An 11,730-nucleotide genomic window follows, 5' to 3' on the forward strand; every position below is an offset into this window, starting at 1 on the left:
ATAGCAACAAACCATCCGGACAGGAGACGCAAGAGCCGGGCCGCCGTTGCGGTTGCGTCTCTACACCGTGGTCCGTGTCAACACCGGGACGCGTAGTCGGACCACATGACCGGATGGTTTTGCTGACGCGCGGGTGGTCCGTGAGGACACGGACCACGGTGGACGACACAAACTACGATCAGGACTAACCGCCCAATGGGGTTGCTGATTAACCTGAACCTTTTACATAAACCCACTTTTTATGAAAAAACAACTGCTTCCTCTTCTGCTCGCGGCACTGACCCTGTCAGCAACGGCGCAGAACCGCGTAACGGTCAACGCCAGCGACGGCAAGACCGTTATTAACCGCCATATCTATGGCCACTTTGCTGAGCACCTTGGCCGCTGTATCTACGATGGCTTTTACGTGGGCGAGACCAACACGAAAATCCCGAACAAAAACGGGGTGCGGCTGGACGTGATCGAGGCCCTCAAAAAGATGAAAATCCCCAACCTGCGCTGGCCGGGCGGGTGTTTTGCCGATACCTACCACTGGAAAGACGGGATCGGTCCGAAAGCCAAACGGCCAAAGATTGTGAACACCTGGTGGGGGGGCGTAACGGAAGACAACAGTTTCGGTACCCATGACTTTCTGAACATGTGCGAACTACTCGGCACGGAGCCTTACCTGGCCGGTAACGTGGGCAGCGGAACAGTACAGGACCTGAGCGACTGGGTACAGTATGTCAACTTCCCCAACAATAGCCCCATGTCTACCCTGCGGCAGCAAAACGGCCGCAAAACCCCCTGGAACGTGCGCTACTGGGGTGTTGGCAACGAAGCCTGGGGATGTGGCGGCAACATGACGGCCGATTATTACGCCAATATTTACCGCCAGTACGCTACGTTCATGGGTACTCAGGTGGGTAAAGAAACCATCTTCCGGATTGCATCAGGAGCCAGTTCAGATGATTTTAACTGGACCGAAACGCTGATGAAAAATATTCCCGGCAAAATGGTCGAAGGCGTAGCCCTGCACCACTATTCTACCTTTGGCTGGGGACCGAATGAGAAAGGCTCGGCTACTGAATTTACCGAAACCGACTACGCCCATACCATGAACGAAGCCCTGAAGATGGACACCTTCGTGCAGAAGCATTCGGAAATCATGGACAAGTATGACCCCCAGAAGAAGATCGCCCTGGTTGTTGATGAATGGGGCGCCTGGTATGAGGTCGAACCGAAAACGAATCCGGGATTTTTGTATCAGCAGAACACCATGCGCGATGCCATTCTGACCGGTGCCACGCTGAACATCTTCCACAAACACGCGGAACGGGTACGGATGGCGAATCTGGCCCAGGCGGTGAACGTGCTCCAGGCCGTAATTTTGACCAAGGGCGACAAGATGCTGCTGACCCCAACGTACCACGTGCTGGAGATGTATAATGTACACCAGGACGCCACGATGCTGCCTATCGACCTCAAAACGGAAGATTATACATCAGGCAAATACAAACTCCCGGCCATCTCCGCATCGGCCTCGCGCGACCAGGCGGGTAAAGTACATATCTCGCTGGTCAACATCGACGCCGGGAAGCCGCAAACCGTTACGGTAAACCTGAAAGGGGTAAGCGCCACCAGCCTGACGGGCCGCATCCTTACGTCGGCTAAAGTACAGGACCATAACACCTTCGAGCAGCCGAACAAGGTAAAACCCGTCCCCTTCACCGGGGCTACCCGCAATGGCGACGTCCTGACGGTAACCCTCCCCCCGGTCTCCGTAGTCGTGCTGGAAATGAAATAACGAAGGTCTGTTGATTGAGTGATTGGTGATTGAGCGATTGGTGATAAAGTTGGCCGTGCCAGCTATTCATCACTCAATCACCAATCACTCAATAGAAAACTCACTCATCCACTCAATCGCTCAATAGACAAATCACTCAATCACCCATGTACAGGACCTTACAGGAAGAATGTTACGAGGCCAACATGCAGCTCCCCCGGCTGGGGCTGGTGTTGTTTACCTTTGGCAATGTCAGCGCGGTAGATCGCGAGCAGGGCGTATTTGCCATCAAACCGAGTGGGGTATCGTACGACATTCTTACCCCCAACGACATTGTAATCTGCGATTACGACGCCCGGGTGGTAGCCGGTACCCTGCGTCCGTCGTCCGACACCAAGACTCACGCGCTGCTCTATAAAACCTGGAGCGACATTGGCGGCATTACCCATACCCACAGCACCCATGCAGTAGCCTGGGCCCAGGCAGGTCTGGACATCCCCATTTTCGGAACTACCCATGCCGACCATACCCATCACGACATTCCGTGTGCGCCCGTCCTGACCGACGCCATGATAGAAGGCGATTATGAACACGAGACCGGCAACCAGATTTTCGATGTGTTTCGGGAGAAAGGCCTCTCGCATACCGAGGTCGAGATGGTGCTGTTGCAGAACCACGGCCCGTTCACCTGGGGCAAGACCGCCGAAAAGTCGGTCTACAACGCAGCCGTACTGGAAGAAGTAGCCCGTATGGCTTACCTGACGTTACAGATCAACCCCAACACAGCCCGTATTAAAGATACCCTCCGCAACAAGCACTACCAGCGCAAGCACGGTACGAACGCCTACTACGGACAGGGCTGCTAGTCAGCCGGGCGCACCGGCCGGCTGGTTCGCCCCCACCCTAACACCTAAACCCCCCACCAGTCACCCCATGAACCGTTTTTCTCAGTATGTCGGCCTGATGGCCCTCGGCGCGCTGACGCTCCTGAATGCCTGCGCGTCTAAAAAAACCACGAATACCCAAACGATGACTATTGACAAACAGGCCTATGGCCAATTACCCGACGGTCGCCCGGTCGATCTGTACACCCTGCGTAACGAAGCCGGCATGACGGCCCGGATAACGACCTACGGCGGCATTCTGGTCGGCCTGACCGCCCCCGATAAAGACGGTCAGTTTGCCGATGTCACGCTGGGGTTCGACTCGCTCGCCACGTACCGCAAAAACAATCCGTTCTTCGGAGCGTTGGTGGGTCGCTACGGCAACCGGATCGCCAAGGGTAAGTTTACCCTCGACGGGCAAGCCTACACGCTGGCGACCAACAACATGGGCAACCACCTGCACGGCGGCAAGGTCGGCTTCGATAAAGTGCTCTGGACAGCTACCCCCGTCGAGGGCGACGAACCCGCGCTGAAACTGACCTACACCGCCAAAGACGGCGAAGAAGGCTACCCCGGCAACCTGGCCGTTACCGTAACGTATACGCTTCAGAAAAACAACGCCCTCCGGATCGACTACGAAGCCACGACCGACAAACCCACGGTCGTCAACCTGACCAACCACACCTATTTCAACCTGACCGGCGGGGCAAAGCGCGACATCCTCGACCACGTGGTAACCATCAAGGCCGACCGGTTCGTACCCGTCGATAAGACGCTGATTCCGACCGGACAGCTCCAGGCCGTTGCCGGCACCCCGTTCGACTTTACCAAGCCGACCCGCGTTGGCGACCGCATCGACGACCCCGCCGACACCCAGATCAAGTACGGCCTGGGCTACGACCACTGCTGGGTATTTGCCGACAGCAGCCAGGGTTTGAAGTCGGTGGCCACCGTTTTCGAGCCAACCACCGGACGGGTGCTGGAGGTACAGACGACCGAGCCGGCCGTACAGTTCTACACGGGCAACTTCCTCGACGGTTCGGTAACGGGTCGGGAAGGAAATCCCTACAAAAAACGCTACGGCCTCTGTCTGGAAACCGAACACTACCCCGACTCGCCTAACCAGCCCGCCTTCCCAACAACGACGCTCCGCCCCGGTCAGACGTACAAAACCACCACGCTCTACCAGTTCTCTACCCGGAAATAAGCCACTTCTGCGCGCAAACCTCCGGTAGGGATTGTTCTTTTTCGCCATTAACACCGCTAACTCCTCCGAAGGGTTGTTTGGGGGAGATTGGCTGAGAAGGTAGATCTACGAAGACACCGGATTTTACCCCCCAGCCCCCTAAAGGGGGAGCCCATTCGGCGCGGACGGCTCCCCCTTTAGGGGGCTGGGGGGTAAAAAAGGCAGCCTTTCGAGCCGACTAAAGCCAGCAAATTCCTTCCCCAAACAAGCTCTGAAGGGGATGTAGGGGTAAGAAGTTTCAATCGACTCCTCAGGTAACAGTTTCATAATGCCCGATCGCTGGTAGGATTCGGGGCTTACGCTACTTTTACCCCTTTCATTTCACCCCTTTCTACTGGTATGGATTCGAGACGGGAGTTTATCCGAAAAGCCGCTTTACTGGCCACCAGCCTGTCGGGTACCTGGCCCGACTCTATTCAGAAAGCGCTGGCCATCGACCCGTCGCCGGGGACTACCTACCTGGACGCGGAGCATGTGGTCATTCTGATGCAGGAGAACCGCTCTTTCGATCATATTTACGGCTCGCTGCAGGGCGTACGGGGCTTTAACGATCCGCGGGCCATCACCCTGCCCAACGGCAACAAAGTGTGGCTCCAGACCAACGCGGCCGGTGAAACCTACGCGCCCTTCCGGCTCAATATCCACGATACCAAAGCCACCTGGATGAGTTCGCTGCCCCACTCCTGGACCGACCAGGTAGATGCCCGGCATGACGGCAAGTTCGACAAGTGGCTGGATGCCAAACGATCGGGCCGCAAGGAATACGCCAACATACCCCTGACCCTGGGGTATTACAACCGGCAGGATTTACCCTTCTATTACGCACTGGCCGATGCCTTCACCGTCTGCGATCAGAACTTTTGCTCCTCACTGACCGGCACCACCCCCAACCGGCTTTATTTCTGGAGTGGCACCCTGCGCGACCCCCGCGACCCGAAAGCCCCGGCCCTCGTTCGTAACGAAAACGTAGACTATGACGCCGAAGTCAGCTGGACCACCTTTCCCGAACGGCTGCAGGACCATGGCGTTTCCTGGAAAATATACCAGAACGAGATCAGCCTGCCCACCGGATTACAGGGCGACGAAGACGGCTGGCTCGGCAACTTTACCGACAACCCCATCGAATGGTTTTCGCAGTTCCGGGTTCGGTTTCATCCGGCCTATTACGCCTTTATCCAGCGCGAAGAAAAAGCCATTCCGGATCGGATAGCCAGCCTGGAAACCCGGCTCAGCACCCTGACGCCCGCCGACCCGGCCTACGCCAGCGTACAAAAAACCCTTCAGCATCAGCAGAAAGCCCTGGCCCAGGTTAAAGCCGATCTGGTTACCTACGCCCCTGAGCAGTTCAGCCAGTTGTCGGCGCGCGACCAGGCGCTCTGCCAACGGGCCTTTACGACCAATACCAATGACCCCGACTACCGGAAGCTGAGCACGCTGACGTATCAGGATGGCGCCACCGAACGGCAGGTTACGGTACCCAAAGGCGACGTGCTGCACCAGTTTCGGGCCGATGTGAAGAACCGGACGCTGCCCACCGTCTCGTGGGTAGTGGCGCCGGAGAATTTCTCCGATCACCCCTCCGCCCCCTGGTATGGCGCCTGGTACCTGTCCGAGATGCTCGACATACTGACCCAGAACCCCGACGTCTGGAAGAAAACCATTTTCATTCTGGCCTACGACGAAAACGACGGCTACTTCGACCATGTGCCTCCGCTGGTACCGGCGCATCCCGACCGGCCCCAGACCGGCAAGTCCAGCCAGGGCATCGACACCCGGCTGGAGTTCGTGACGGCCGAGCAGGAAAAGAGTCGCGGGCCCAAAGGCCGAACCGGGCCCATCGGGCTAGGCTATCGGGTACCGCTCGTTATTGTGTCGCCCTGGAGCCGGGGCGGGTATGTCTGCTCCGAAGTGTTCGACCATACCTCGACGCTCCGCTTTCTCGAGAATTTCGTGAGCCATAAGACCGGCAAACCGATCCGGGAAACGAACATCAGCCCCTGGCGACGGACGGTCTGTGGCGATCTGTCGTCGGCTTTTCGGCCCTACCGGGGCGAGTCGCTCCGGCTACCGGCTTTCCTGCCCCGCGAGCCATTCATCGAAGGTATTCACAAGGCGCAGTTCAAAGACGTACCGACCAACTACAAGTCGCTCTCGCCCGACGAAGCCCGGCAGGCCAGCCAGCGACCCAGCCTGTCGCCCTGGATGCCGCGTCAGGAGGCAGGCATGCGATCGTCCTGCGCGTTGCCGTATGAACTCTATGCCGATGGGCACAGCCAGGCCGACCGGTTTGTGCTGAAGCTAACCGCCGACAATGCCGTATTCGGCAAACGGGCGGCCGGTACTGCCTTCCAGGTACACCAGCACCTCCGGGACGATGTGCGCTTTCGTTCGTATACCGTAGCTCCCGGCGATACGCTGACCGATGAGTGGCCGCTCAGCGAGCCGCTCCACCTGAGCGTATACGGCCCGAACGGCTTTTTCCGGTCGTTTACCTACCCGGGCTCGAATCCACCGGTAACGATCGACTGCCGATACGAACAGAACGCCCGGAAGCAGTATACGGGTCATCTTGTCATTCAATTACAAAACCCGGACCCCAGCCGCTCGTACGTCGTGCGGCTCAGGGATAACGCCTACCAGAGGGGTGAGCAGTCGGTTCAGCTAACCAAAGCGGGCCTGCCGGGCGCCCGGCAGTCGGTCACACTGAACCTGACCCGCAGCCATAACTGGTACGATGTCAGCGTACTGATCGACGGTTTTCCGGATGTTGAACAGCGGTATGCCGGTCGGGTCGAAACCGGGCAGGAAGGCGTCACCGACCCCTTGATCGGGCAGGCAAACGACCTGACCAGCCGGTAACCGCCATCCGCTACCGAACCGCGATCAGCTGCCGGCGGAACCGCATACCTACCGTGGCAATCAGCACCATTGTGGCCGAACTGAGCGGCATCAGCACCGCAGCCACCACCGGCGACAGATGGCCCGTAGCCGCAAACGACAGCCCGATCAGGTTGTAGAGCAACGACACGGCGAAGCTGAACCGGATCAGCCGCATGGCAAACCGGCTGTAGCGCAGAAACCGGGGCAGCGCCCGCAGCGAGCGCGCTTCCAGAATGGCGTCGCTGGCCGGGGTGAACCGAAGGGTGTCGTCGGTGACGGCAATGCCAATATCGGCCTGTTTCAGCGCCCCGGCGTCGTTGAGTCCATCCCCAATCATCAGCACACGGTGGCCGCTGGTCTGTAGGTCGTCAATGAATCGCAGTTTGTCTTCGGGGCTGCACCCGAACCGCATGGCATCATCCGGAAACCAGGTGCGCAGGCTGGACCGGTCGGCGTTGGTATCGCCCGAGAGCAGATACATCGGCTGGTTCCGGCCCACAAACGCGGTCAGCATGTCGACCAGCCCATCGCGCAGCTGGGCGGTAAAGCGGAACCGCCCCCGGTATACCCCATCGATGCTGACATGCACAGCAGAGCCGTCGGGTGGTTCGTTTACGACGCGGTCAGCCGCTACAAAGTCGGCCCGGCCTATCTTGATCAACTCATCGTCGATCAGCGCTATGATACCCTGGCCGGTTAGTTCGGTGAAGTTATTGACGGGCATGGGCAGGCTATCGGCCAGGTACTGGCTCAGCCGACGGCTCAGCGGGTGGGCCGACTGGCTGACCACCGACCGGATCATAGCGCGCTCGATACCGGTCAGCGGTGGCTCGAACAGGTCCGTTACGGCCCCAGTCCGGCTTACGCCCTCGGGCAGAACGCTGTCGATATCGGCGGTTGGGGAGCTAACCTCGGTCAGGGTTCCGGTTTTGTCGAACACGAGGGTATCGCAACGGGTGAGCTGCTCGATTACGTCGGCATTTTTGAGGTAGAAGCCCTGCCTGCCCAGTAGCCGCAGCCCATGCCCCAGCGCAACCGGATACGAAAGCGAGAGTACGCACGGGCAGGCCACAATCAGCACTGCCGTGAAGGCATTGACGGCGGTGGTTGGCTGACCAGCCCCTACGTACCAGTACGCTCCGATCAGGGTAGCCAGCGTCAGCACGGTCAGGGTGAAGTATTTTCCGACCGCATCGGCAAAGGTCTGCGCCCGGCTGGGCTGATCTTTCCGAAAAGCGTCGTTGTTCCAGAGCTGGGTCAGGTAACTCTGCGACACCTCCCGCACGATTTCGAGATCGATACTGCCGCCCATCTGCCGACCACCGGCGTAGAGCAGGGCACCGGGTTCTTTCCGCTCCGGTACCGACTCGCCCGTCACGAACGAATAATCGACTAGCCCGTCGCCCCAGTACAAAAGTCCATCGGCCGGAATCAGATCGCCATGCCGCACCCGAATCCGGTCGCCCTTGCGCAGATCAGCCACCGACACCGACGACTCGGTTTCTGCAGCCGGCAGCGACGTGTCGGGCTCCAGGCGCGTAACGGCCAGCGGAAAATAGGATTTGTAATCGCGCTCGAACGACAGGAAATCGTAGGTACGCTGCTGAAACCACTGGCCACAGAGCAGGAAGAAAATCAGCCCGCTCACGGAGTCGTAATAACCCGCCCCGCCTAGTGCCAGCACCTCGTAGGTACCACGGCCATAAGCCACCAGAATGCCGAGCAGGATGGGAAAGTCGATGTTGATGATGCCCCGGCGGAGGCTCTTCCAGACCGAGACAAAGTAGCCCGAACCCGAATAAAAAACGACGGGCGTCGCCAGCAGCAGGTTCAGCATACCAAACAGATGCCTGAACGACGGATCGTCGAGCCCGAAATAATCGGGAAAACTGAACAGCATGATATTACCCGCGCAGAAACCCGCCACCGCCAGCTTATACAGCAGCGACCGGTACAACGGCTTTTGCTGCTCTTTAACCACATCGTTCAGGCTGATGAGCGGCTCGTAGCCCAGCGACGTGAGCAGCTCGGCCACCTGCCGCAGCGACAGCCGTGCCGGATCGAAAACCAGATGCACCTGTTTTTTGAGGAAGTCGACGCGGGTTTGCTGCACCCCGGGTTCGATGCGGTACAGGTGTTCCAGCAGCCACAGGCACGACGAGCAGTGGATCGCTGGTACGTAGAACGTGACATGGGCGACCTGATCGTTGCGGAAGTCGATCAGCTGATCGGCAATAGACGGGTTGTCCAGAAAAGCCAGCCGGTCGAGGGCGGCTGCCTGACTGGATAGCCCGGGGCCCAGTATGGTAACACCCGGACTGGTATTGAGGTCGTAGTACTGGCAGAGCTGGTGCTCGCTCAGCACCCGATAAACGGTCTGGCAGCCCGTACAGCAAAACGGTTTAGTATCAAAAACCAGGGGTCCAGCCTCCGCAGGGCAGTCGTTGCCGCAGTGGTAGCAAACCGTTCGGGAGGGAGCAGCTGTCATCATAATGGCCAAATATTTCCCCAAAATTGCCCGGGCGTACCGGGCCGTCAGCTGACATAAATCAGCCCGCAGCCTGATTCTGATAGGGCATAGCGACCGAATCGATCGGCGACTTTTGTGGACCGCCCTCCTGTTCTGACACACTAACTGAACTGACTCATGAAAACGATTCTGGTCCCTACCGATCTGAGCCCGCTCTCTGCCCTGGCACTACCCGTTGCCATCAGTCTGGCCAACCAATACGGCGCCGAGGTGCGGGTACTGCACTACCTCACGACCGGCCTTATTGCCCCCGAACTCAGCGGAGCCCCTATTGCGATTGGCCACTACCTCGACGAGCAGGCCGCCGAAGCCCGGCAGGCACTCGACCAGCTCTGTAGCCGCTACCAGACCGCGGAGGTACCGGTAACCCCCGTTTTAAGCCGCCACGAAGCCGGCCTGTACGGCGCCGTGGCCAGTGAGAACGCCGATCTGATCGTTGTAGCCTCGCACGGGTCCGAGGGCTGGGCCGAGTGGCTCGTGGGTTCCAATGCCGAGCATATCGTACAGGCCGTCCATAGTCCGGTGCTGGTCGTGAAGCAGGCGCACCCGGAGCTGAGTCTGAAGAAAATCCTGTTTGCCATCGACGCCGACGACCGGCTGAAAACGCAGTTCACCAACCCCCTGCCGGTGGGCAATCCGCACCTGGAATTTTTGTTCGTCACCACCCCCAACGACCCGCGCGCCCCGGAGGGCATCCGCGACTGGATGAGCGAACTGGCCGAAGCCCGGCAGCTGACCGACTATCATCTGTCAATCATGCCGCACCACACTGCCCACGAAGGCATTATCCAGTTTGCCGAGCAGCACCAGTTCGACCTTATCGTGCTGTTTACCAACCAGCGGACGGGTTTCTGGCATTTTTTCAACGGCAGCGTAGCCGAAGATGTCGTTAACCATGCACAGCTGCCGGTGCTGGTCGTTCCGCTTCGCGAAGACGAGTAGGCTGAGCTGATTTTTATCAGCTGGCTGGCTAATGCTGATTAGCCCGATGCCCATCGGCACCACCGAATTTTGCGTAGCCGCACTTGCTCTCAACACCGGCGCGGCTACCCCGATGACCGATTCGCTGATTGCCAGGTATAACGTAGCCGGGCCACGCTACACCAGCTACCCAACGGTTCCGTTCTGGAACAAGGCCGCCTTCACTACCCACGACTGGCAGCAACGGCTGACTACGGCTTTTGCCAATAGCAACTATACCGACGGCATCAGCCTGTATATCCACCTCCCCTACTGCGAAAGCCTGTGTACGTTCTGCGGCTGTAACAAACGGATTACCCGCAACCATGGCGTAGAGGAACCGTATATCGATGCGCTGCTGGCCGAGTGGGAGCTGTACTGCGACTGGTTACCCGAGCGGCCGCGTATTGCCGAGCTGCATCTGGGCGGGGGTACGCCCAGCTTCTTTTCGCCCCATCAGCTCCGGCGGTTGCTGACGGGTATTTTCCGCTGGGCCGACCCCGTCGGCGATCCGGATTATGGCTGGGAGGGCCACCCCAACAACACCACCGGCGAGCACCTGCAAACCCTGTATTCGTTTGGCTTCCGGCGCGTCAGTTTCGGCGTGCAGGACTACGACCCGGCGGTGCAGCGGGCCATTCATCGTCACCAGCCTTTTGCGAACGTAGAGCGGGTAACCGATCAGGCGCGCGCTATCGGGTACACCTCCATCAGTCATGATCTGGTGTTCGGCCTGCCGTTTCAGCAGCTGTCGTCTATCCAGAATACCGTGGCGCAGACCCTCCGGCTCCGGCCCGACCGCATCGCGTTTTACTCCTACGCCCACGTTCCCTGGATCAGAGGAACCGGCCAGCGGGGCTTTCAGGACGCCGACCTGCCCGATGCCGATCAGAAACGGGCACTCTACGAAACCGGCCGCGCCCTACTCGAAGCAGGCGGCTACAGCGAAATAGGCATGGATCATTTTGCCCTACCCCACGACGCGCTCTACCAGGCCATGCAGACCGGCACCCTCCATCGTAACTTCATGGGGTATACCACCGCCCGCACTAATGTATTGATTGGGCTGGGCGCATCGGCCATCAGCGATGTGGGTACGGCCTTCATGCAGAACGAAAAAGAGATTGGCGCCTACCAGGATCGCATCCAGCGCGATGAACTACCCGTGCTACGAGGTCACCTCCTGACCCCGCGGGATCAGTTCATCCGGGAACAGATCCTGAATATCATGTGCCGGTTCGAGACGAGCTGGTCGGCCAACGACTGGACCGAGACGGAATGGAACGGCATTGACGGGCTGCTGGATGCGATGATGGCCGACGGTCTGCTGGATTATGACCATACCCGCCTGCGGGTCAGGCCCGCCGGTCACCCCTTTCTGCGGAACATCTGCATGGTGTTTGACCAGTACCTGGCCGCCAGTTCCGTTTCGCAGCAGCCGCTGTTTTCACAGACGGTGTAAGCC

At 59.1% G+C, this 11,730-nt stretch carries 7 protein-coding genes; 6 read left to right on the plus strand and 1 reads right to left on the minus strand.

Annotated features, from left to right (window positions below; all coding sequences use genetic code 11):
* The first annotated feature begins 241 nt into the window (after positions 1 to 241).
* The 4 genes from EQG79_RS16480 to EQG79_RS16495 all read left to right on the plus strand — a co-directional run bounded on the left by EQG79_RS16480 (position 242) and on the right by EQG79_RS16495 (position 6,754).
* On the plus strand, positions 242 to 1,786 hold the full coding sequence (locus tag EQG79_RS16480) for an alpha-N-arabinofuranosidase (RefSeq protein ID WP_129602653.1): 1,545 nt from the start codon (positions 242 to 244) through the stop codon (positions 1,784 to 1,786).
* 146 nt (positions 1,787 to 1,932) lie between these two features.
* The gene (locus EQG79_RS16485) at positions 1,933 to 2,631 is read left to right on the plus strand and encodes an L-ribulose-5-phosphate 4-epimerase (protein ID WP_129602655.1); all 699 of its coding nucleotides are present in this window, start codon (positions 1,933 to 1,935) and stop codon (positions 2,629 to 2,631) included.
* Positions 2,632 to 2,698: 67 nt separating this feature from the next.
* Positions 2,699 to 3,856: an aldose epimerase family protein gene (locus tag EQG79_RS16490; protein ID WP_129602657.1), complete on the plus strand. Its 1,158-nt coding sequence runs from the start codon at positions 2,699 to 2,701 to the stop codon at positions 3,854 to 3,856.
* A gap of 378 nt (positions 3,857 to 4,234) precedes the next feature.
* The gene (locus tag EQG79_RS16495; RefSeq protein WP_129602659.1) at positions 4,235 to 6,754 is read left to right on the plus strand and encodes a phosphocholine-specific phospholipase C; all 2,520 of its coding nucleotides are present in this window, start codon (positions 4,235 to 4,237) and stop codon (positions 6,752 to 6,754) included.
* Positions 6,755 to 6,764: 10 nt separating this feature from the next.
* On the opposite strand, the gene EQG79_RS16500 is transcribed toward EQG79_RS16495, so the two are convergent.
* Positions 6,765 to 9,266 carry a heavy metal translocating P-type ATPase gene (locus tag EQG79_RS16500; protein WP_129602661.1) on the minus strand — a complete coding sequence of 834 codons (2,502 nt, stop codon included), beginning with the start codon at positions 9,264 to 9,266 and terminating at the stop codon, positions 6,765 to 6,767.
* 156 nt (positions 9,267 to 9,422) lie between these two features.
* On the opposite strand from EQG79_RS16500, the gene EQG79_RS16505 reads away from it, so the two are divergent.
* Positions 9,423 to 10,247 (plus strand): universal stress protein, encoded by an 825-nt coding sequence (locus tag EQG79_RS16505; protein ID WP_077924347.1) that lies wholly within the window; start codon positions 9,423 to 9,425, stop codon positions 10,245 to 10,247.
* A gap of 112 nt (positions 10,248 to 10,359) precedes the next feature.
* Entirely contained in the window at positions 10,360 to 11,727 is a 1,368-nt protein-coding gene (gene hemN / locus EQG79_RS16510; protein ID WP_129602971.1) for an oxygen-independent coproporphyrinogen III oxidase, read from the plus strand.
* The last annotated feature ends 3 nt before the right edge of the window (positions 11,728 to 11,730 follow it).

The organism is Spirosoma sordidisoli (assembly GCF_004138325.1).
In the GTDB taxonomy this organism is placed as follows: domain Bacteria; phylum Bacteroidota; class Bacteroidia; order Cytophagales; family Spirosomataceae; genus Spirosoma; species Spirosoma sordidisoli.

Coding starts and splice junctions, on each gene's coding strand:
- EQG79_RS16480 (WP_129602653.1), top strand. CDS start 242: ATGAAAAAACAACTGCTTCCTCTTCTGCTCGCGGCACTGACCCTGTCA.
- EQG79_RS16485 (WP_129602655.1), top strand. CDS start 1,933: ATGTACAGGACCTTACAGGAAGAATGTTACGAGGCCAACATGCAGCTC.
- EQG79_RS16490 (WP_129602657.1), top strand. CDS start 2,699: ATGAACCGTTTTTCTCAGTATGTCGGCCTGATGGCCCTCGGCGCGCTG.
- EQG79_RS16495 (WP_129602659.1), top strand. CDS start 4,235: ATGGATTCGAGACGGGAGTTTATCCGAAAAGCCGCTTTACTGGCCACC.
- EQG79_RS16500 (WP_129602661.1), bottom strand. CDS start 9,266: ATGATGACAGCTGCTCCCTCCCGAACGGTTTGCTACCACTGCGGCAAC.
- EQG79_RS16505 (WP_077924347.1), top strand. CDS start 9,423: ATGAAAACGATTCTGGTCCCTACCGATCTGAGCCCGCTCTCTGCCCTG.
- hemN (WP_129602971.1), top strand. CDS start 10,360: ATGACCGATTCGCTGATTGCCAGGTATAACGTAGCCGGGCCACGCTAC.